20 protein-coding genes are annotated in these 21431 nt (G+C 72.4%); 6 read left to right on the forward strand and 14 right to left on the reverse strand.

Annotated features, from left to right (window positions below; translation table 11 throughout):
- Positions 1-63 precede the first annotated feature (63 nt).
- Positions 64-432, forward strand: coding sequence for a nuclear transport factor 2 family protein (locus QFZ58_RS09255; RefSeq protein WP_307124441.1), 369 nt, complete (start codon positions 64-66; stop codon positions 430-432).
- Positions 433-439: 7 nt separating this feature from the next.
- Here QFZ58_RS09255 and mnhG read toward each other — a convergent pair whose 3' ends face one another.
- From mnhG to QFZ58_RS09300, 9 genes are all read right to left on the reverse strand, one after another.
- Complete coding sequence (mnhG, locus tag QFZ58_RS09260; protein WP_307124442.1) at positions 440-874, reverse strand: monovalent cation/H(+) antiporter subunit G; 435 nt, start codon at positions 872-874, stop codon at positions 440-442.
- On the reverse strand, positions 871-1197 hold the full coding sequence (locus tag QFZ58_RS09265) for a monovalent cation/H+ antiporter complex subunit F (protein ID WP_307124443.1): 327 nt from the start codon (positions 1195-1197) through the stop codon (positions 871-873). Before QFZ58_RS09265 ends, mnhG begins: the two co-directional genes overlap by 4 nt.
- Positions 1194-1826, reverse strand: a complete 633-nt coding sequence (locus tag QFZ58_RS09270) for a Na+/H+ antiporter subunit E (RefSeq protein ID WP_307124444.1) — start codon at positions 1824-1826, stop codon at positions 1194-1196. The genes QFZ58_RS09265 and QFZ58_RS09270 overlap by 4 nt, the downstream gene beginning before the upstream one ends.
- On the reverse strand, positions 1823-3478 hold the full coding sequence (locus QFZ58_RS09275; protein ID WP_307124445.1) for a Na+/H+ antiporter subunit D: 1656 nt from the start codon (positions 3476-3478) through the stop codon (positions 1823-1825). The genes QFZ58_RS09270 and QFZ58_RS09275 overlap by 4 nt, the downstream gene beginning before the upstream one ends.
- Entirely contained in the window at positions 3475-4068 is a 594-nt protein-coding gene (locus QFZ58_RS09280) for a Na(+)/H(+) antiporter subunit C (protein WP_307124446.1), read from the reverse strand. Before QFZ58_RS09280 ends, QFZ58_RS09275 begins: the two co-directional genes overlap by 4 nt.
- A complete protein-coding gene (locus tag QFZ58_RS09285; RefSeq protein WP_307124447.1) occupies positions 4065-6968 on the reverse strand; it encodes a Na+/H+ antiporter subunit A in 2904 nt (967 codons plus the stop codon). The genes QFZ58_RS09280 and QFZ58_RS09285 overlap by 4 nt, the downstream gene beginning before the upstream one ends.
- A gap of 169 nt (positions 6969-7137) precedes the next feature.
- Positions 7138-7368 carry a hypothetical protein gene (locus tag QFZ58_RS09290; protein ID WP_307124448.1) on the reverse strand — a complete coding sequence of 77 codons (231 nt, stop codon included), beginning with the start codon at positions 7366-7368 and terminating at the stop codon, positions 7138-7140.
- A 708-nt stretch (positions 7369-8076) separates the two neighbouring features.
- Positions 8077-8478 (reverse strand): RidA family protein, encoded by a 402-nt coding sequence (locus QFZ58_RS09295; protein ID WP_307124449.1) that lies wholly within the window; start codon positions 8476-8478, stop codon positions 8077-8079.
- On the reverse strand, positions 8475-9608 hold the full coding sequence (locus QFZ58_RS09300; RefSeq protein WP_307124450.1) for an acyl-CoA dehydrogenase family protein: 1134 nt from the start codon (positions 9606-9608) through the stop codon (positions 8475-8477). Before QFZ58_RS09300 ends, QFZ58_RS09295 begins: the two co-directional genes overlap by 4 nt.
- 91 nt (positions 9609-9699) lie before the next feature.
- Here QFZ58_RS09300 and QFZ58_RS09305 point away from each other — a divergent pair, with 91 nt between their 5' ends.
- Genes QFZ58_RS09305 through QFZ58_RS09320 form a run of 4 tightly spaced genes read left to right on the forward strand, consistent with a single transcriptional unit; the run spans position 9700 to position 13474 of the window.
- Positions 9700-11319, forward strand: a complete 1620-nt coding sequence (locus QFZ58_RS09305; protein WP_307124451.1) for an AMP-binding protein — start codon at positions 9700-9702, stop codon at positions 11317-11319.
- A 4-nt stretch (positions 11320-11323) separates the two neighbouring features.
- Positions 11324-12154: a PaaX family transcriptional regulator C-terminal domain-containing protein gene (locus QFZ58_RS09310; protein WP_307124452.1), complete on the forward strand. Its 831-nt coding sequence runs from the start codon at positions 11324-11326 to the stop codon at positions 12152-12154.
- A 43-nt stretch (positions 12155-12197) separates the two neighbouring features.
- Positions 12198-13019 (forward strand): GNAT family N-acetyltransferase, encoded by an 822-nt coding sequence (locus QFZ58_RS09315; RefSeq protein WP_307124453.1) that lies wholly within the window; start codon positions 12198-12200, stop codon positions 13017-13019.
- Positions 13016-13474 carry a hypothetical protein gene (locus QFZ58_RS09320; RefSeq protein WP_307124454.1) on the forward strand — a complete coding sequence of 153 codons (459 nt, stop codon included), beginning with the start codon at positions 13016-13018 and terminating at the stop codon, positions 13472-13474. The genes QFZ58_RS09315 and QFZ58_RS09320 overlap by 4 nt, the downstream gene beginning before the upstream one ends.
- Here QFZ58_RS09320 and QFZ58_RS09325 read toward each other — a convergent pair.
- Positions 13461-15746 (reverse strand): bifunctional salicylyl-CoA 5-hydroxylase/oxidoreductase, encoded by a 2286-nt coding sequence (locus QFZ58_RS09325; protein ID WP_307124455.1) that lies wholly within the window; start codon positions 15744-15746, stop codon positions 13461-13463. The two genes, QFZ58_RS09320 and QFZ58_RS09325, sit on opposite strands and share 14 nt — an antisense overlap.
- Positions 15747-15750: 4 nt before the next feature.
- Positions 15751-16578 (reverse strand): enoyl-CoA hydratase family protein, encoded by an 828-nt coding sequence (locus QFZ58_RS09330; RefSeq protein WP_307124456.1) that lies wholly within the window; start codon positions 16576-16578, stop codon positions 15751-15753.
- A gap of 305 nt (positions 16579-16883) precedes the next feature.
- Here QFZ58_RS09330 and QFZ58_RS09335 point away from each other — a divergent pair, with 305 nt between their 5' ends.
- Positions 16884-17330, forward strand: a complete 447-nt coding sequence (locus QFZ58_RS09335; RefSeq protein ID WP_373428653.1) for an ATP-binding protein — start codon at positions 16884-16886, stop codon at positions 17328-17330.
- Here QFZ58_RS09335 and QFZ58_RS09340 read toward each other — a convergent pair.
- From QFZ58_RS09340 to QFZ58_RS09350, 3 genes are all read right to left on the reverse strand, one after another.
- On the reverse strand, positions 17296-18765 hold the full coding sequence (locus QFZ58_RS09340; protein WP_307124458.1) for an amino acid permease: 1470 nt from the start codon (positions 18763-18765) through the stop codon (positions 17296-17298). The genes QFZ58_RS09335 and QFZ58_RS09340 overlap by 35 nt on opposite strands.
- A gap of 202 nt (positions 18766-18967) precedes the next feature.
- Positions 18968-19984 (reverse strand): ornithine carbamoyltransferase, encoded by a 1017-nt coding sequence (gene argF / locus QFZ58_RS09345; RefSeq protein ID WP_307124459.1) that lies wholly within the window; start codon positions 19982-19984, stop codon positions 18968-18970.
- Between the two features lie 182 nt (positions 19985-20166).
- Complete coding sequence (locus tag QFZ58_RS09350; RefSeq protein ID WP_307124460.1) at positions 20167-21399, reverse strand: arginine deiminase; 1233 nt, start codon at positions 21397-21399, stop codon at positions 20167-20169.
- Positions 21400-21431: the final 32 nt, after the last annotated feature.

A 21431-nucleotide genomic window follows, 5' to 3' on the forward strand; every position in this document is an offset into this window, starting at 1 on the left:
AGCTGGTCCCACCGCAGCGGAACACCGCGGCGGTCACCCGCAGCACCGGGAAGGGACACCACCATGACCGTTCACCAGGACGCCGTCCGGCGCTACTTCGCCGCCTGGAACGCGAACACCGGCGAGGAGCTCGAGAAGGCGGTGGCCGCCGCCTTCACCGAGGACGCCACCTACACCGACCCGCTGGCCGCCGTGAGCGGCCACGACGGGCTGACCGCGGCGATCAGCGGTGCGCGGCAGCAGTTCCCCGGCTTCGACTTCGTCGCCACCGGCACCCCCGACGCCCATCACGACCTCGTACGTTTCACCTGGGACCTGGTCTCGCGGGCCGACGGCTCGGCGCCGGCAGCGGGGTTCGACGTGATCACGTTGGCCGAGGACGGCCGGATCAGCTCGGTCAGCGGTTTCCTGGACCGGCTGCCGGGGGCGTGAGAGCGGTTCAGCCCCGCCCGGGGCCGGGGGCCGGGCCCGGACCGCTGTCCCGGCCGCCCGGTTCCTGCTCCCGCCCCGGCTCCTGGGCCTCGTCCGGCTCGGTGAGCTGGGCGTCCAGGTCGTCGAAGAGCAGCTCGCCCCGCTCGATCTGGCCCGTCCGGTAGGCGGACCGCGCGACCAGGTGGGCGGCCACCGGGCCGGTCATCAGCTGGAAGAAGCCGATGAGGCCGAGTGTCGCCAGGTCCATGCCGCCGCGCAGCCTCAGCGCGACCCCGGCCAGCACCAGCAGCAGCCCGAGCGTCTGCGGCTTGGTCGCGGCGTGGCTGCGCGAGAGGACGTCGGGCAGCTTCAGCATGCCGACCACCCCGAGAAGACAGATCGCGGCGCCGAGGAACACCAGGACCGCTCCCGCCGTGTCCGCGACCTGCAGCCAGACGTTCACTTCTCCCCCTCCTTGCCGGCGGGCCTGCGCTGCGAGGACAGCGGCCGGTCGCGCACCGCGATGAAGCGGGCGATGCCCACCGACCCGGTGAAGCCGAGGAACGCGAGCACCAGCATGATCGGGAAGTAGAAGGAATCCCGGGCGAACGCGGACTTGGCGCCGAGCCCCGCGATGATCAGGGCCGCGCAGACGTCGAGCGCGATGGCCCGGTCCAGCATGGAGGGACCTCGGCTGATCCGGACGAGCAGCAGCGCTCCCGCGACGACGATGACCACGACGGCGGCGGTCATCAGTACCCGGTCGACGGTCTCCGGCCCGCTCATGCCCCCTCCCCCCGGCCGCCGGGCTCCTCGGTCGAGGGGGGAGGCTCGGCCACCCGGCCGATCTCGTCCGGGGTGCCGAACGCGCGTACGGTCAGCTCCTCCAGCCTCCAGACGGAGCGCCGGGCCGCGTCGAGCTCCTCGCTCCGGTCCGCGTCCAGGACGTGCAGGAAGAGGGTGGCGGTGGCCCGGCGCACCTCGACGACCGAACCGCCCGGCACGTTGGACACGGTGACGGCGGTCGCCGCGAGCATCAGGTCGCTGCGGCAGCGCAGGGGTACGGCGATGACGGCCGCCCGGTGCGGGCGGTCGGCGAAGATCTGCCGGGTGACCTTCACTCCCGAGGTGTACATGTCGTAGAGCAGGTAGCCGGCGAGCAGCAGGATGCCCCAGGGGTGCAGCCGCAGCCCGTAGTCGACCCTCGGCAGCGGGAACGCCAGGCAGACGACCACCGCGACGACCACCCCGGTGACGACGTTGGCCCAGGTCAGGGTGGACCACAGCAGGACCCAGATCAGGGTGAGCCAGGCGATCAGTGGCAGGTCGAGTACCCGGCGCCGGCGCCCGGCGAACTCGCAGCTGTACGGGGGCAGGTCGGGATTGCGGTACGACAGGGTGATCAGGCGCCTCACCGGCCGAGCACCTCCTCCACATAGGGGCGGCGAGCGATGAGTTCGGCTGCCGAACGGTCGGTGAAGGCCGTCAGCGGCCCGGCCAGCACGGTGAAGGCGAGGCCGAGCGCGACGGCGCACGCCGTGGCCGCGGTCATGGGCCGGGGCGGGTGGATGGTGGTGATGACGGCCCGCCCGTGCAGGGTGGCGGCCACGGTCGCCCCGGCCGGGGCGTGTGCCGAAGTGATCCCCTCGTCCCCGGTGCCGGGGATGCGGTCCGGCCCGCTGTCGGCGTCGTCGTCCTCGCTGTCGTCCGGGGACTCCAGGACGGTCCCGTAGGCGGCCTGGCCGGGCGGCTCCGCGCGCCAGAAGGCCAGGTTCCAGACCTTCGCCATCACGTAGAGGGTGAGCAGACTGGTCACGGTGGCGCCCGCGACGAGGATCCAGGCCCAGAGGCTGCCGTCCGCGACGCCGGCCCGCATGAGGCCGAACTTCCCGATGAAGCCGGACAGCGGGGGGATCCCGGCGAAGTTCATCGCCGGCACGAAGAAGAGGACGGCGAGCAGGGGCGCCGATCTGGCCAGTCCGCCGAGCCGGGTGAGCTCGTTGGTGCCGCCCCGGCGTTCGATGAGTCCCGCGACGAGGAAGAGGGAGGTCTGGACGGTGATGTGGTGGGCGACGTAGAAGATCGCACCGCCGTACGCCTCGCGGGTGGCGAGGCCGATCCCGAAGACCATGTACCCGATGTGGCTGATGAGGGTGAAGGAGAAGAGCCGCTTCAGGTCGGTCTGGGCGACCGCCCCGAGGATGCCCACGATCATCGAGGCGAGGGCGAGGGCCATGAGCAGGTCGCCGAGACGGTTGCCGGGGAAGAGCAGGGTCTCGGTCCGCAGCATGCAGTAGATGCCGACCTTCGTCAGCAGGCCGGCGAAGACGGCTGTGACGGGCGCGGGCGCGGTCGGGTAGGAGTCGGGGAGCCAGGCCGCGAGGGGGAAGACGGCGGCCTTGATGGCGAAGACGGTGAGCAGCATCGCCTGGATCAGCGTCTGGACGCCGAGCCCGAGGTCGGGCAGGCGGAGGGCCAGCTGGGCGAAGTTGGCCGTCCCGGTGGCGGCGTACGTCATGGCGATGGCGGTCAGGAAGAGCATCGAGGAGAACAGCGAGATGATCACGTACGTGGAGCCGGCCCTGATGCGGGGGCCCGTCCCGCCCAGGGTGAGCAGGACGAAGCTGGAGACCAGCATGATCTCGAAGCCGACGTAGAGGTTGACGAGGTCGCCCGCGAGGAAGGTGAGTGACACCCCGGCGACCAGGATGAGGTAGGCGGGGTGGAAGACGGCTACGGGTGTCTCCTTGTCCCGGTCGGCCATGCCCTGGCCGAGCGAGTAGACCAGGACGGAGAGCGTGACCGCCGAGGAGACGGTCAGCATCAGCCCGGACAGCCGGTCGGCGACCAGGGTGATGCCGAGCGGCGGGGCGAAGTCGCCGAGGTGGACCGAGAGGGGCCCCTGCCGGTCGGCGGCGATCATCAGAGAGACCGAGAGGCCGAGTACGGCGGTCAGGACGGCGACGCTGATGAAGCGCTGGAAGCGCGCGAGCCGGGTCCCGAAGGCGAGGCTCAGCCCGGTGGCGCAGAGGGGCAGCAGCACCGGCAGCGGCACGAGTGCGTTCATCCGGCGGCTCCTCGGTCGTCGTCCTCGTGGTTCACGTAGTCCTCCGGGTCGGCGCCCAGCACGTCGTGCCACAGGTCGCCGCCGGCGTCGCGGCCCCGGGCCTGCAGGGCGCGGTCGGCGCGCAGCCGGGAGCGCAGCCGGTGGCGTTCCGCGCGGTAGCGGGCGCGGTCCGTGCGCGTACGGCCGGACTCCGACCGGTACTCCTCACGCAGTTCGTCCCTCTCGCCCAGCACCTCGGCGCGCAGGAAGATACGCCGGTCCTCCAGGTCGTCGTGGACCTCGTCCGTGCCGGTCAGCTGGTGGCTGCGGTAGGCCATGGCGAGCAGGAAGGCGGTGGTGGCGAGGGTGATGACGATGGCGGTGAGGGCGATCGCCTGGGGCAGGGGATCGGTGACCCCGCGCAGCGGCACCCCGTAGAGCAGGGGGGCGGCTCCCGCCGAGCCGGTGGCGGAGAGCACCAGCAGGTTGATGCCGTTGCCCGCGATGACCGCCCCGAGCAGGATGCGGGTGAGGGGACGGGTGAGCATGAGGATGCCGCCGACCGCGCAGAGCACCACGGCGGTGGCGAGGAGCGAGACGCTCATGGTCATCGGTCGGCGGCCCCCGCCCCGGTGTCCGCCGCCGGGGTCAGCGCGCCCGCCGCCCGTTCGATCTGCCGGTCGACCTTGGCGCCCAGCGCCCGCACGATGTCCAGGACCACACCCAGGACCAGCAGGTAGACCCCGAAGTCGAAGAGGACCGACGTGCTCAGGTGGTAGTCACCGAACACGGGCAGGTGCCCGTGGTGGGTCCAGGCATGCAGCACCGTCCCCTCCGCGAGACCGGCCAGGGCCACCCCGGTGGACACGAACAGTCCGAGGCCGGTGAAGAGTCCGGGCTGCAGCGGTGCGGCCTCCGCGAGTTCGAACCGGCCGCCCGCCAGGTAGCGCGTGATGAGCCCGAGCCCTGCGACGAGTCCGGCGACGAAGCCGCCGCCGGGCATGTTCTCCGCGCAGAACAGCAGGTACAGGGAGAGCACCAGGATCGGGTGGAACAGCAGCCGGGCCACCACCTCGAAGACGACGGACCGGTGTTCGGGGGCGAGCGTGGAGCCGGCGGCCAGCCAGCTGCGTTCGGGCGCGGTGTCGTCGCCGTGCGGCAGTCCGTTCAGCCGGCGGCCCGACAGGGCCCAGGCCGTCTCGCCCGTCAGCTCCTCCCTGTTCATGGACGTCTCGCTGCGGCGGTGCAGATACATGAGGCTGGTCACCCCGATCGCCGCCGCGGCGAGTACGGCGGACTCCCCCATCGTGTCCCAGGCCCGCAGGTCGACCAGGATGGTGGCCACCACGTCCTTGAGTCCGTGGTGGGAGACCTCCTCGACCATCGCCGCGCCGGCGGGATCGGCGATGCGCGCCGCTCCGGCCACCCAGACGGCCACACCGACGGTCGCCGCGGCGCCCAGCGCCACCGGGATCCGCAGCGCCCGCCGCCAGGTGCCGATCGACTCCTCGAAGCGCACCGGCATCCGGCGCAGGACCAGCACGAACACGATCATGGACACGGTCTCGACGCAGAACTGGGTGAGCGCCAGGTCGGGCGCGCCCTGGATGACGAAGAGCAGCGCGGTCCCGTACCCGGTCAGTCCCGCCAGGACCACGGCCTTCATGCGGCGGCTGACGGTCAGGCAGGAGAGCGCGGCCGCGCAGGTCAGCACGGCCACCGCCCCCTGCAGCGGCACGTCCCACACCCGGGGGGCGACCGCCCCCTCCCAGGGGCGGTCCGTGACCAGGACCGCCAGCTGCCCGGCCAGCGTCACCAGCAGGGTGATGGCCAGGTAGCCGGAGAGGGAGCCGCGCTGGACGAAGCCGGTGACCTGCAGGGCGACACGTTCCAGACCGAGCAGGAGGTGGCCGAAGACACTGTCGGCGGTGGGCCAGGCGATGCGCCGGGAGATCCGGGTGACGGTGGCCCGTCCCGCGAAGAGCACGGCGCCGCCGGCCCAGGTGAGGGCGGACAGCAGCAGGACGGTCCCGAAGCCGTGCCACAGCGCCAGGTGGTAGGGGTGGGCGGGGGTGGGGAAGGCGTCGGCGTACGCGCTCAGCAGCCGGTTCGTCCAGCCGACGCCGGGGCCCAGCACCAGGCCTGCGACGGCGAGTACGGCCGGCGGCGCCAGGAAGGCGGCGCCCACGCGGTGCACGGGGGTGTCCGTGACGCCGGCCTTACGGGCGAAGGCGCCCCACACGAAGCGGGCGGTGTACGCCACGGTCAGCAGCGAGCCCGCCACGGTGACGGCCAGCAGCCAGCGGTCGAGGGTGCCGCCGTACAGCAGGGCGTGGAAGGCGGCCTCCTTGGCGGAGAATCCGAGGAAGGGCGGCAGGGCGGCCATGGAGGCGGCTGCGAGGACGGCGACCGTGCACACGTACGGCAGCGCGGGCCCGACTCCGGAGAGCTTGCGCAGGTCGCGGGTGCCGGTCGCGTGGTCCACGATGCCGATGACGAGGAACAGCGCGGCCTTGAAGAGGGCATGGGAAAGGATCATCACGGCGCCCGCCAGGGCCGCGTCCCGGTTGCCGGCTCCGACGAGCACGACGAGGAAGCCGAGCTGGCTGACGGTGCCGTAGGCGAGGACGAGTTTGAGGTCGTTGAGGCGCAGCGCGCGCCAGCCGCCGAGGAGCATGGTCGCGCCGCCCAGCACCAGGACGGTCGGCCGCCAGAGGGGGACGTCGGCGAAGCCGGGGGCGAGCCGCGCCACGAGGTAGACACCGGCCTTGACCATGGCCGCGGCGTGCAGATAGGCGCTGACGGGGGTGGGCGCGGCCATGGCGTTCGGCAGCCAGAGGCTGAACGGCCAGATCGCGGACTTCGACAGGGCTCCGCACAGGACGAGGGCGACGGCCACGGACACGGCGGCCGTGGGCTCCGGCGGGTCGGCGACGATCGCGGAGATCCGGTAGGTGCCGGCCGCCTGACCGAGGATCAGGAAACCCACCAGCATGGCGAGGCCGCCGAGCGTGGTGACGGTGAGGGCCTGGAGGGCCGAGCGGCGGTTCTGTTTACGCTCGCTGCCGTGGCCGATCAGGAGGTACGAGAAGACCGTGGTCAGTTCCCAGAACACGTAGAGGGAGATCAGGTCGTCCGCGAGGACCAGGGCCAGCATGGCACCGGCGAAGGCCAGCAGGTTCCCCGCGAAGGGGGCGAGTTGCGGGGAGTCGTCGGTGAAGTACGAGACGCAGTACAGCAGGACGAGCATGCCCACCCCGGCGGCGAGCAGCACCATCAGTTCGGCGAGCGCGTCCAGACGCAGGGCGAGCGATACGTCGTACGTACCGAGCCACTCCCACGACCAGGTGACCGCGCCCCCGGAGGCGGTCTCCGTCCACCGGGTGGCCGCCCACACGGTGGCGGCCGCCGGCGGCAGGGCGAGCACCACGAAGGCGTACCTGCCGAGCCGCCGCACCAGCGGGCCCGCGCAGGCTGCCAGGGCGAAGTGGCAGACGATGAGCGCGATCACGACGGGTGGTCCGGGACGAAGGGCACCGAATACAGATATATCCCTCGGCCCGGTTCACCCGTACGCCGCGCCGCGCGGCGCCCGGCCCACTGGTTCCGGTCCGCGTCGGCTGTGGTCGGCACTCGCCCCGCTGTGGTCACGAAACGGCGTCTTCCCTGGTTGTCCGTGGTCACACGGCGAAATGCACAGCCCTTTCGCGACCGGTCGCCTCGCGATCGTCCTGTGCGCGCAGGGCCCGGCCGGCGGTCAGGGGCAGATGGGCCGGCACGTCGGGCACCACGTCCGGCATTCCCCGGACCCCCTCCGTGGCGTGCGGGCAGCAGTGCGCGTCGTCACAGATCGTGATGCCGTCGCCGTCGTGCGACGTGGTCGCACCGTGCGCGGCCGGTTCGCCGGTCACCGCCGTCCTCTTCCCCGGCAGACTTCGGAAGGTATGCCTGCATCTCCAGACTCGCCCCGGGGCCCGCAGCACGCCACCGGGACGACACGGGCAACTCCGGCAGTTCGACGGGCATCCGTGCACAGCGTGTGGGCGCGCTCCATTTCCGCACTGCGACTGATATCCATGGGTCCACGTGCTCAACGGATGTCACCGGTCACCGGCTGGCACCATCGCCGAAGAGCCTCCCCTGCGCACGCGCGCGTCACGGCGGACCGACTCGAGACCCATGTCGTCGCGGGCAACCCTCCTCGTACCGGCCGTCGTCCCCGGTGTCGCACTGGCGGCCCTCTGGGCCGCCACCAGTGGCCAGACACTTCTTCACTTCCAACGCCAGTCGGCGCAGGGACCGTTGGCCGAGCAAGCGGGCCAACCGGCGCCCAGGGCGCGGCGACGGCGGTGGAGGCCGCGCTGGTTCTCCCCCGGTCGCCGGACGGTGTGGCCGCCGCGCTCGCCGCCTGGGAGGAACGGCGCCGCCCGCGCGCCATGTTCGTGCAGAACCCGTCGCGCGCCCTCTGAAGCAGGAGACGCCCAGTGCGACGACCTCCGAGGAGGACGAGCTCCTGAAGACCGGCATGCCGGGCGCCGCCCACGTGCTCGTCACGCCGTACTGACCCCTCGCGCGCCGCCACGGGGGCGGGCGGCCCGTCCGTGCCGCTCCGGCCCAGGTCAGTCCAGCACCGCGATGCCGTCGAGCTCGACCAGGGCCTGTTCGTCCCAGAGCCTGACCGTCCCGACGACGGCCATCGCGGGGTACTCACGCCCCGCCAGACTGCGCCAGATCCTGCCCAGCTCCCTGGCGTGGGCCCGGTAGTCGGCGACATCGGTGGCGTACACGGTCACCCGGGCGAGGGCGGAGGGGGCACCACCCGCCGCGCGCAGGGCGGTGAGCAGATTGCCGAGCGCCGTCTCGAACTGCTCGGGAAGGGTGGCGCCGACGACCTTCCCCTCGCCGTCCAGAGCGGTCTGGCCGGCGAGGAAGACCAGCCGGCCGCCGGTGGCCGTGACGGCGTGCGAGAAACCTCGGGGCGGGGCGAGTGCGGCGGGGTTGATCCGGGTGAGCGGGTTCATGCGGACCTCTCCTGTGTCGCGTACAGCTCCTTGGCGATGATGGTGCGCTGCACCTCGGTGGCGCCCTCGTAGATCCTGGGTGCGCGGACCTCCCGGTAGAGGTGTTCGAGCAGGTGGCCGCGGCGCAGGGCGCGCGCCCCGTGCAGCTGGACCGCCGCGTCGACGACGTACTGCGCGGTCTCGGTGGCGTACAGCTTGGCCATGGCCGCGCGCCGGGGCACGCCGGGCTCCCCCGCGTCGTGGGCCGCGGCGGCCGCGTACACCAGGAGCCGGGCCGCCTCGGTGCGGGTGGCCATCTCGGCGACCTGGTGGGAGACCGCCTGCAGATCCTTCAGCGGAGCGCCGAACGCGGTGCGGTCCGCCGTGTGCTCCAGGGTGGCGTCGAGGGCCGCACGTGCCATGCCGACGGCGAACGCGCCGACGCTGGGCCGGAAGAGGTTCAGGGTGTCCATGGCCACGCGGAAACCCCGGTCCACCTCCCCGACGACGTCCTCGGCGGTGACGGGTACGCCGTCGAAACGCAGAGCTCCGACGGGGTGGGGCGAGAGCATCTCCAGGGGCGTCCCGGTGAGCCCGGGGCGATCGGCGGGGACGAGGAAGGCGGTGACGCCGCGGGCTCCGGCCCCCTCGGTCGTCCGGGCGAAGACGGTGTAGAAGTCGGCCTCCGGGGCGTTCGAGATCCAGCACTTCTCGCCGGTCAGCCGCCAGCCGTCCTCGCCCGGTCCGCGCCGGGCGGCGAGCGAGAGGGCCGCCGCGTCGGATCCGGCGCCCGGCTCGCTGAGCGCGAAGGCGGCGACAGCACGGCCTGCGCGCACCTCGGGAAGCCAGCGCGCCCGCTGCGCGGGGGTGCCCGCCCGCAGCACGGGAGAGGTGCCGAGGCCCTGCAGGGCGAGCGCCGTCTCGGCCTCGGTGCAGCCGCGGGCCAGTGATTCGCGCAGCAGGCAGAGGTCCAGCGCTCCGGATCCCAGCATCCGGTCCAGGAGGCCGAGCTCGCCGAGCACGGAGACGAGCGGCCGGTTCACCTTGCCCGGGGTCCCCTTCTCCGCGAGTGGGCGCAGCCGGTCACGGGCGAGGGCGTGGAGCTCGTCGCACCAGGCGGTTCGACCGGGATCGAGGGAGAATGCCGTCATACCGGCGCCTCTCTTGTCACGACTTATCGCGGACCGTTGACTACCGTCACCCAAACGATACGCTCCAAGGGCGACAAGGGGGCGATGCTTCATGAAGCCGTCAGGTACCTGGAGTGCGCACACCGACACGTTCGCACGCGACCATCTCCCACCCGCGGAGCAGTGGCCCGAGCTGCTCCTCGACCTCCCCGGACTGGCCTACCCCGACCGGCTGAACTGCGGGTACGAACTGCTCGACCGCACCCTGGAGCGCATGGGAGCCGACCGCCCCGCCTTCCGGAGCGGCACCGGCGCGGTCTGGAGCTACGGGGAGCTGCGGGACCGGGTGGACCGGATCGCCCACGTACTGACGAGCGACCTGGGCGTCGTACCCGGCAACCGCGTGCTGCTGCGAGGCCCCACCACGCCCTGGCTCGCGGCCTGCTGGCTCGCGGTGATGAAGGCGGGCGCGGTCGCCGTGACCGTGCTGGCCCAGCAGCGGGCGGCGGAGCTGGCCACCATCTGCTCGTTCGCCCGGGTCGGCCAGGCCCTGTGCGACTCGAGGTCGCTCGGCGACCTGGCGAAGGCCGGGGTGCCGGGGCTGCGGATCACCGCGTACGGCGGCGGGGGCCCCGGGGACCTGACGGAGCTGGCGGCGAAGCGGCCGGGGCCGTACCGGGCGGTGGACACGGCGTCCGACGACGTCGCGCTCATCGCGTTCACTTCTGGCACCACCGGGCGGCCCAAGGGCTGTATGCACGTCCACCGCGATGTGCTGGCCGTCGCCGACACCTTCTCCCGGCACGTCCTGCGGCCCGTCGCGGACGACGTGTTCGCGGGCAGCCCGCCGCTCGGCTTCACCTTCGGGCTCGGCGGGCTGGTCATCTTCCCGCTGCGGGCGGGCGCCTCCTCGCTGCTGCTGGAGCGGGCGGGCCCCGAGCAGTTGCTCCCGGCGATCGCCGCCCACCGGGTCTCGGTGCTGTTCACGGCGCCGACCGCGTACCGGGTGATGCTCGACGCGCTCGACGGCCACGACCTCTCGGCCCTGCGGCGGTGCGTCTCCGCCGGAGAGAACCTGCCGGCCGCCACCTGGCGGTCCTGGTACGAGCGGACGGGTCTGCGCATCGTCAACGGCATCGGGGCGACGGAACTGCTGCACATCTTCATCTCCGCGGCCGACGAGGCGGTCCGCCCCGGGACCACCGGCGTCCCCGTGCCGGGCTGGCAGGCGCGGGTGGTGGACGAGGACGGGGCGGAGCTCCCCGACGGCGAACCCGGCCTGCTGGCGGTGCGCGGCCCGGTCGGCTGCCGGTATCTCGCCGACGAGCGCCAGCGCCTGTACGTGCGCCACGGCTGGAACATCACCGGCGACACCTACGTCCGCGAGCCGGACGGCTACTTCCGCTACGTGGCACGCGCCGACGACATGATCATCTCGTCCGGTTACAACATCGCGGGCCCCGAGGTCGAGGAAGCCCTTCTGCGCCACCCCGACGTTGTCGAGGCCGCGGTGGTGGGACAGGCGGACGCACTGCGCGGCCAGGTCGTCGCGGCGTACGTGGTGCTGCGCGAGGGAGCCCGGCAGTCGGCCGACGGGCTGCGCACCCACATGAAGTCGGAGCTGGCGCCGCACAAGTGCCCCCGCGTCCTCACGTTCCTGCCCGCGCTCCCGAGGACCGCGACCGGAAAGCTGCAGCGCTTCCGGCTGCGCGGCACAGGCGTTCTAGAGTGAGCGCGTGGCCGAGCACACCCCCCGTTCCCTGATCGTCAGCCTGTACGGCGCGTACGGCCGAGACGCCGACGACGCCCCGCTGGCGGTGTCCGAGCTGATCCGGCTGCTGCACGCCGTCGGCGTGGACGCCCCGTCCGTACGCTCCTCCGTCTCCCGGCTCAAGCGCCGCGGTCTGCTCCTGCCCGCCCGCACGGCGGACGGGGCGGCCGGGTACGCCCTGTCGCCCGGTGCCCGTCAGCTGCTGGACGACGGCGACCGGCGCATCTACCGGCATCCCTCGCCCCGCCTCCCGGACGGCTGGCTCCTCGCCGTCTTCTCCGTACCGGAGGCCGAGCGCCACAAGCGGCACCTGCTGCGCTCCCGGCTCGGCGGGCTCGGCTTCGGCACGGCGGCCCCCGGGGTGTGGATCGCGCCCGCCGGGCTGTACGAGGAGACGCGGCACACCTTGGAGCGGCTGGAACTCGCGCCGTACGTCGAGCTGTTCCGGGGGGAGCACCTCGGCTTCGCGGCGACGAAGGAGTCCGTGGCGCGCTGGTGGGACCTGGACGCGCTCGCCCGGCTCCACGGGGAGTTCCTGGCGCAGCAGGAACCGGTGCTGCGGGCCTGGGAGGCACGGGCCGGCGAGGCCGGGCCGGACCCGGCGGAGGCCTACCGGGACTACCTCCGCGCCCTCGACGCCTGGCGGCGACTGCCGTACGCCGATCCCGGGCTGCCCGGTGAACTGCTGCCGGAGGACTGGCCGGGCGGCCGCTCGGCCGAGGTGTTCGGGCTGCTGCACGCCCGGCTGCGCGACGCCGGGAGCCGGTTCGTGCGCGCCCGGGCGGCCACAGGCTGAAACCCGGGTGCCTGACGGCCTGTTCACCCGGCACTATGAGGCAATGCCCTGGACCTTCACCGATGACGTCGGCACCTTCCTCGACGCGGCCGGTGCGTCGCTCGCCGTTCGGCCCGCCGAGAACACCCTGGTGCTGACCGTCACGGCGACCCTGCGCCACAGCGGCCCGCACGCCTACGGCGACGGTACGCCGGTGCTGGGCTGGTGGCGCGGGGCCGACGGCGAGGTGGCGGGGACGCTGGTGCGGACGCCGCCGTACGTGCCGGTCCTGGGCACGGTGGCCCCGGAGGCGCTGGGTCCGCTGGTCCGGGCGTTCCCGCTGACCGGCGTCAACGCGGACCGCGCCACCGCGCAGGCCCTCGCCGCCCACTGGCCCGGCCACCGGGTCGACGCGGAGCACCGGCTGTACCAACTGGGCGAGTTGGTACCGCCCTCCCCCGCGCCCGGCGGCCGGCCCCGCACCGCCACCAGCGCCGACCGGGCGCTGCTCGTCGACCGGCTGCGCGCCTTCTGCGAGGAGACCGGCCAGCCGGGCGACCGGGCCGGGCGGGTCGCCGACGAGCGGATCGCACAGGGCGGGCTGACGCTCTGGGAGGACGACGGGGTCGCGGTGTCCATGGCGGGCGTCTCGCGCGAACTCGCGGGCACCGTGCGGGTGGCGACGGTCCACACCCCGCCGGAGCACCGGAGCCGCGGATACGCGGCGGCGGTGACGGCGCAGGTCAGCCGGGTGGCGCGGGAGGGGGGCGCCCGTCAGGTGCTGCTCTTCACCGACCTCGCCGACCCGACGAGCAACGGCGTGTACCGCCGCATCGGTTACGAACCGGTCTGCGACCGGCTGGTGGTCACGGCGGAGCCGAAGTGACGGCCGGGGCCGGGGAGACGCCGGCGGAGCAGCGGTGGCTGGTCGCCGCGAACGTCGTGCGGTGGCGGCGCTACGGCGAGGACGGTCAGGAGCTGCGGCCCGGCACCAAGTCGTACCGGGGCGGCTCCAAGATCTACGTCATCGAGACCTACGCGGGGGCGGGCCATGAGCAGCTGACCACGATCGGGCGCGGGCGGCACACCGGCACGTACATCGCGATCGACATGGCGACGCGCAATCTGCACACCTTCCGGGCCGTGCCGGTCCACAGCCCGACCGTGCTGCGGCTGTGCGAGGAGGCGGGCGTGGGCGGCTGCTGGACGAACCGGCAGGACGCGGAGGAGCTCGCCGCCCGCCTCGGCCCGCTGGCCGCCGGGTACCGCACCGCCCACTGGGCCTCACCCCATCCCGTTCCCTGCCGCTGCCACGAGTGCCTGACGCTCAGCTCAGGGTGAGCCGGGGCCCGGGATGGTCGCCTCGGCCCGTCGGCGGGGTGCGGCTGCCCGCGCGGTACGGGAGCGGCCAGGGGGCGCCCGGGCCGGCGTACCCCTGCTCGGCCGCGGCGTGCAGGGTCCAGTGCGGGTCGTACAGGTGCGGGCGGGCCAGGGCGATGAGGTCGGCCCGCCCGGCCAGGAGCAGCGAGTTGACGTCGTCCCAGGAGGAGATGGCGCCGACCGCGATGACGGGGACGCCCACCGCGTTGCGGATGCGGTCGGCGTACGGGGTCTGGTAGGAGCGGCCGTACTCGGGGCGTTCGTCCGGTACGACCTGTCCGGTGGAGACGTCGATGGCGTCCGCCCCGTGGCGGGCGAAGGCACGGGCGACGGCGAGGGAGTCCTCGGCACTCGTGCCGCCCTCGGCCCAGTCCGTGGCGGAGATCCGGACGGTCATCGGCCGGTCCGCCGGCCACACCTCGCGGACGGCGTCGAAGACCTCCAGAGGGAACCGGAGCCGCTTCGCCGCCGTGCCGCCGTAGGCGTCGGTGCGCCGGTTGGTGAGCGGGGAGAGGAAGCCGGAGAGCAGGTAACCGTGGGCGCAGTGCAGTTCGAGGAGGTCGAAGTCACTGCGGGCCGCCCGCCGCGCGGCGTCGGTGAACTGCGCGCGGACGGTGGCGAGACCGGCCCGGTCCAGCGCCCGGGGGGTCTGGCTGACGCCCGGTGCGTACGGGAGCGGGGAGGCGGCGGTGACGGGCCAGTTGCCCTCCTCCAGCGGCTGGTCGATGCCCTCCCACATCAGCCGGGTGGAACCCTTGCGGCCGGAGTGGCCCAGCTGCACGCCGATGGCGGTACCGGGCGCCGAGTCGTGGACGAAGCGGGTGATCCGGCTCCAGGCGCCGTTCTGCTCGTCGGTCCACAGGCCGGTGCAGCCGGGGGTGATGCGTCCTTCGGGGCTCACGCACACCATCTCGGTCATGACGAGACCGGCACCTCCGAGCGCACGCGCCCCGAGGTGGACGAGGTGGAGGTCGGCGGGCAGGCCTCCGACCGCCGAGTACATGTCCATGGGCGAGACGACGACCCGGTTGCGGAGCTCCAGGCCGCGCAGCCGCAGCGGTGTGAACATCGGCGGGGTGTCCGGCGGGCAGCCGAACTCCTCCTCGACCGCTCCGGTGAATCCGGGGTCGCGCAGCCGCAGGTTGTCGTGGGTGACGCGCCGGCTGCGGGTGAGGAGGTTGAAGGCGAACCGCCGGGGCGGCTGGTCCACGTACAGCGGGAGGTCCTCGAACCAGCGCAGGCTGGCCGCCGCGGCCCGCTGGGTGGACAGGACGGCCGGGCGGCGCTCCGCCTCGTACGCGGCGAGGGCGGTGAGCAGGTCGGGATGCTCCTCGGTGCAGGCGGCCAGGGCGAGGGCGTCCTCGACGGCGAGCTTGGTCCCCGAACCGATGGAGAAGTGGGCGGTGTGGGCGGCGTCGCCGAGGAGGACCGTGGTGCCGTGCGACCAGCGGGCGTTGGTGACGGTGGCGAAGGTCAGCCAGGAGGAGTTGTTGGAGCGCAGCGGCCGTCCGCCCAGGGCCTCGGCGAAGACCTCGGCACAGCGTTCGGCCGACTCGGCGGTGCCGCAGGTGTCGAGCCCTGCGGCACGCCAGACCTCTTCGCGCATCTCGACGATGACGGTGGAGGCGTCGGGCGCGAAGGGGTAGGCGTGCAGTTGCATCACGCCGTGCTCCGTCTCGGCGATCTCGAAGCGGAAGGCGTCGAGGGCGAAGCCTGCGGCGAGCCAGATGTAGCGGTTGTGGTGGGTGGTGACCGTCGGGCGAAAGTGGCCGGCGTGTGCCTTCCGGGTGAGACTGTGCACCCCGTCGGCGGCGATGACGAGGTCATGACTGGTCGCGAGTTCCGCGGCGGGCGGGGCCTCCGTCCCGAAGCGGAGTCGTACCCCCAGGGACGCGCAGCGCTCGTGCAGGATCCGCAGCAGGCGTCTGCGGCCCGTCGCGGCGAAGCCGTGGCCGCCCGACGTCAGGGTCTCGCCCCGGTGCACGACGTCGATGGTGTCCCAGCGGACGAGCGCGTCCCGCAGCGCCCGGTACACGACGGGGTCGGCCTGCTCGATACCGCCGAGTGTCTCGTCGGAGAGGACCACACCGAAGCCGAATGTGTCGTCGGGTGCGTTGCGTTCCCAGACGGTGATCTCGCGCCCGGGTCCGAGCCTTTTGAGGAGGGCCGCCGCGTACAGTCCGCCGGGCCCGCCGCCGATGACCGCGATCCGTCCGATGCCGGGCGGGGTCACGGCGCTACCGGCCTTGCCACTTCGGCGGCCGCTTCTCGCCGAAGGCGGCGTGGAACTCCGCGTAGTCCTCACCGTGCATCAGCAGGGCCTGGGTGGCGGCGTCCATTTCCACGGAGGCCGCGAGCGGCATGTCGAGCTCGGCGGTGAGGAGCGCCTTGGTCTGGGCGAGGGCGAGCGCGGGGCCGTCCGCCAGCCGGCGGGCGAGCGCCGCCGCACGGGCGTCGGCCCGGCCTTCCTCGGCAAGCTCGCTGATCAGGCCGATGCGCTCGGCCTCGGGGGCGCGGACGGGGTCGCCGAGCATCAGGAGCCGGGTGGCGTGCCCGAGACCGACGACACGCGGCAGGAGGTAGGCGGCTCCCATGTCACCGCCGGAGAGACCTACCTTGGTGAAGAGGAAGGCGAAGCGGGCCGAGGGATCGGCGACGCGGAAGTCGGCGGCCAGCGCGAGGACCGCCCCGGCTCCTGCCGCGACCCCGTGCACGGCGGCGACGACGGGGAAGGGGCACTCCCGCAGGGCCCGTACGACCTGCCCGGTCATCCGGTTGAAGTCCAGGAGCTGGGCGGTGTCCATGGCGAGCGTCGCGCCGATGATCTCGTCGACGTCGCCACCGGAGCAGAAGCCACGCCCCTCACCGGCGAGCACCAGCGCGCGTACGGAGCGTTCCCGGGAAAGCTCGGCGAGGAGATCGCGCAGGTCGGCATAGGCGCCGAAGGTGAGTGCGTTGAGCTTCTCCGGGCGGGCGAGCGTGACCGTCGCCACACCGTCGTGCGTCGTCAGGCGCAGATGCTGCCATCGCTCCGTGCGCGGGACGGAGCCGGTGAACGGGCTCATGGAAGGTCTCCTTGGGCCGTCGGGCTGCTGCCGATCCGCTACGAAGTTATCACTCGTACGTGACTTCCGTCAGGAGTACGCGATATGCGACCTGTGGGGACGCTGTGGCGAACGTCCCGTTCGTACCGGCCGACCGCCCCTATGTCTGGAGCGACGCACTTCGTATGGTTGGGCGCAGGAAGTCCTGGTACAGAACTCCTGACGCAGCCGTCCCGGGCGCAGCAACCCCGGAACAAACACCGTGGCGCACGTCCCAAAAACAGAAGTCCCGTCACAGGATGTCTCGCACCCGAACGGAAGCCGCCTTGCCGCCCGACGCCCCCGCACCCGCGCCACCGCCCGCCTCCTGGCGCATCGCCCTACCGCACTCCTCGGCCGCCGTGCCGATCGCCCGCGCCCTCATCCGTACGGCGCTGGCGGACCTCAAGGCGGCCGCGGACAGCGACACCGCCGAGCTGCTCACGGCGGAGCTGGTCGCGAACGCCGTGGAGCACACCGACGGCTCGGGGCCCATCGAACTGGTGGTCGAGCTCATGGCGACCGGCTGCCAGGTGGAGGTCCACGACCACGACCCGGGTCCGCCCGGGGACCTGTCGGCGCTACGGCCGGGCAGCACCCCGGACCCGTGGCAGGAGCACGGCCGGGGGCTGCTCCTGATCCGCACCCTCAGCTCCGCCTGCGGTCACCGTGCCACGGAACACGGGAAGGCCGTCTGGTTCACTCTCCCGGCGACACCGGGTCCGCCGAGCTGACCAGCCGGGAGCGGCTGCGCCCGTATCCGGCGTACAGCAGGGCGCCGGCCGCCAGGAAGACCAGGAACTGCAGCCACGTCGCCCAGCCCGTCCCGTACATCAGGTACAGGCAGAAACCGACGCCCAGGATCGGACTCACCGGGTAGAGCGGCACCCGGAAGGAACGCTTCAGCTCCGGGTTGCGGCGGCGCAGCGCGATCACGGCGATGTTCACCACCGCCATCGTGGCGAGCGTGCCGATGGTCGTCAGGTTCACCACCGCGTCCAGGGACGAGAACGCGGCCGGGACCGCGAAGACGACGGCCACGATCCACGTGTTGGCGACGGGCGTGTGGGTGCGCGGCGAGACGCGCTCGAAGACCCGGGGCACCAGCCCGTCGCGGGACATCGACATGAGGATCCGGGTCTGTCCGTACATCACGGCGAGCACGACGGACGCGATGGCGACGACCGCGCCGAACGCGATGATGCCGCCGCCGACGGTCGAGCCGGTGACCTGGTCGACCACCAGCGAGAGCGCGGCCGGCTTGCCCCCCACGGCGTCCGCGCCCAGGGCGCCGATGGCCCCGAGGGCGACCGCGCAGTAGAGCAGGGTGACCAGACCGATGCAGATCATGATCGCGATCGGGATGTTCCGCCGGGGGTCCTTGACCTCCTCGCCCGCGGTGGTGATGGCGTCGAAGCCGATGTACGAGAAGAACGCCACCGAGGCACCGGCGGTGACCCCGGACACGCCCTGGGGGGCGAACGGCGAGAGGTGCCCGTCCTCGAACGCGGTGAAGGCGATCGCGCAGAACGCGATGAGGATGCCGATCTTCAGGACCGCCATCGCCGCAGTGGCGCCCGCGCTCTCCCTGATTCCGCGCACCAGCAGGGTGGCGGCCATCATGACCACGACGATCGCCGGCAGGTTGACGGCCCCGCCGTCGGCGGGGCCGGAGGAGAGTGCGGCCGGCAGGTGCACGCCGACGAGACTGTCCAGCAGTTCGTTGACGTACTGGCTCCAGCCCACCGCGACCGCCGAGACTGAGACGCCGTACTCCAGGAGCAGACACCAGCCGACGAGGAAGGCGACGCGCTCCCCGAGGGTGGCGTAGGCGAAGGAGTACGAACTGCCGGAGACGGGGATGGCGCCGCCGAGCTCGGCGAAGGAGAAGGCCGTGAAGATGCAGGTGATCGCGGCGAGGACGAAGGAGACCACCACGGCGGGGCCCGCCTCGGCGACGCTGTCGGACAGGCCGACGAAGATGCCGGTGCCGACGATGGCGCCGACTCCGAAGCACACGAGCTGGAACAGGCCCATGGTGCGGCGCAGGCCGTGGCCCTCGAGATCGGCTCCGGACTCGGCGACCAGCACGGCGGGGCTCTTGATGCGCGCCCCTGTGCGGCGCGAGGGGCTCGCGGGGCTCTGCGGGGTGTGGGGGGCCGGGCTCATGGGGGGACGTTCTCTTTCCTGGTGGAGCAAGGGGGAGGCGAGCGGGGACGCGCGGGAACGGGAGCCGTGGGGGCTCCGGCCCGTGCGCGGCCGGTCGGGGGTTCGGGCCCATGGAAATGGGGTTCGAGCGTGCGAGCCCGAACCCCACCAAGTGGCACCATCGTAGCCACCACCTTGCATGTTCACCCAATTGGGTGCATCTTCATACGCTCGGCCCGTCACCGGCCAGCGTCGCCACGAGAACGGCCTTGATCGTGTGCATCCGGTTCTCCGCCTCGTCGAAGACGACGGAGTACGCGGACTCGAAGACCTCGTCGGTGACCTCGAGCTCCGTCAGACCGTGGCGCGCATGGATCTCCCTGCCCACCTTCGTGCCGAGGTCGTGGTAGGCGGGGAGGCAGTGCATGAACTTCACGGCGGCGTTCCCGGTGGCGCGCAGGACGTCCATGGTCACGGAGTAGGGCGCGAGGACGGAGATGCGCTCGTCCCAGACCTCCTTCGGCTCCCCCATGGAGACCCAGACGTCGGTGGCGACGAAGTCGGCCCCCCGGACGCCTTCGGTGACGTCCTCGGTGAGGGTGATGCGCGCGCCGCTGGACCCCGCGAGCTCCCGGGCCAGATCCACGACGGCCTGCGCCGGCCAGTAGGAGGCGGGCGCGACGATCCGGACGTCCATGCCGAGCAGCGCGCCGGTGACCAGGTAGGAGTTGCCCATGTTGAAGCGGGCGTCGCCGAGGTAGGCGAAAGCGATCTCCTCCAACGGCTTCGCGCTGTGCTCGGTCATCGTCAGGACGTCGGCGAGCATCTGGGTGGGGTGCCAGTCGTCGGTCAGCCCGTTGAAGACGGGGACGCCGGCGTGCGCGGCCAGCTCCTCGACGGCTTGCTGGCTGTCACCCCGGTACTCGATGCCGTCGAACATCCGGCCGAGCACCCGGGCCGTGTCCTTCACCGACTCCTTGTGCCCCATCTGGGAGCCCGAAGGATCGAGGTACGTCGTGGAGGCGCCCTGGTCCGCGGCGGCCACCTCGAACGCGCAACGGGTACGGGTCGACGTCTTCTCGAAGATCAGCGCAATGTTCTTGCCACCCAGCCTCCGCACCTCCGTGCCGGCCTTCTTGGCGGCCTTGAGCTCGGCGGACAGGGAGATCAGACCGCGGAACTCCTCGGCCGTGAAATCCAGCTCCTTCAGGAAGTGGCGGCCTGCGAGGTCTATGGCCATGGCGATGCTCCTGGGTCGGACTGCGGACGGGCGGCGGGCGTGCACGGACGCGGCTGCGCGCGAGCTCTGCTTGCGCGCGCTTGCACGCCGGACCGGAAGTCTATACGAAGCTCCGCATCGCTATACAGGCCCCGCAGCGTCGGGCTCTCCCGCGCCGCTCGCACCGGGGCACGGAACACTGCTCACACCGGGTCACGGACCACCGGGCAGCTCATGCACCGCGGGCCGCCCCGCCCCCGGCCCAGCTCGCTGCCGCGGATCTCGATGACCTCGATGCCTTCCTTGCGCAGGTGTGTGTTGGTGGTGGCGTTGCGCTCGTAGGCGACGACGACACCGGGTTCCACGGCCAGCACGTTGCAGCCGTCGTCCCACTGCTCCCGCTCGGCCGCGTGGACGTCCTGGGTGGCGGTGAGCACCCGGATCGTGTCCAGGCCCAGCGCGGCGGCGATGGCCCGGTGCATGTGCTCGGGCGGGTGGTCGGTGACCTTCAGCTCGCGGGGGCCGCTGCCCGGCTCGATGGTGTACGAGCGGAGCATCCCGAGACCGGCGTACTTCGTGAACGTGTCCCCGTCGACCATCGTCATCACCGTGTCGAGGTGCATGAACGCGCGGCGCTTGGGCATGTCGAGCGCCACGATCGTCCGGGCCGATCCGGCGTCGAAGAGGCCCCTGGCCAGCATCTCCACGGCCTGCGGGGTGGTCCGTTCACTCATCCCGATCAGGACGGCGCCCCGGCCGAGCACGAGGACGTCACCGCCCTCGATGGTGGACGGGTAGTCGTCCTGCCCTTCCGACCAGTGGTGGAAGACGCCCGCCTCCGGGCCGGTGAACAGGGGATGGTGCCGGTAGATCGCCTCGAAGTGCACGGTCTCGCGCTGCCTGGCCGGCCATCGCATCGCGTTGATGGACACCCCGTCGTAGATCCACGCCGAGGTGTCACGGGTGAAGAGGTGGTTGGGCAGGGGGTTGAGCAGGAAGTCGTCCAGGTCCATGACGTGGAAGCGGACGGACGTCGGTTCGGAGTGCCGCTCCAGGAACTCCCGTTTCGTCATGCCGCCGACGAGAGCCTCGGTCAGCTCGGCGGTGGTCAGCTCCTCGAAGGCGGCACGCAGGTGTTCGGTGGCGAGCGGTCCGTACTCCTTCTCCTCGAAGACCCGGTCGAGGACGAGTCGCCGCGCCACCGGGATGTCGAGGGACTCCCGGAGCAGATCGCCGAAGAGATGGACCTCGACGCCCCGGTCGCGCAGCACGTCGGCGAAGCCGTCGTGTTCCTCCCTGGCACGACGCACCCACAGCACGTCGTCGAACAGGAGCGCGTCCTTGTTGCTCGGGGTGAGCCGCTTCAGTTCCAGATCGGGGCGGTGCAGGATGACGCGGCGCAGCCGCCCGGCCTCGGAGTCGACATGGAATCCCATGCCTTCATCCTCACCGCGCGGGGCGCCGTTCA

Source organism: Streptomyces sp. B1I3 (genome assembly GCF_030816615.1).
Taxonomy (GTDB): Bacteria; Actinomycetota; Actinomycetes; order Streptomycetales; family Streptomycetaceae; genus Streptomyces.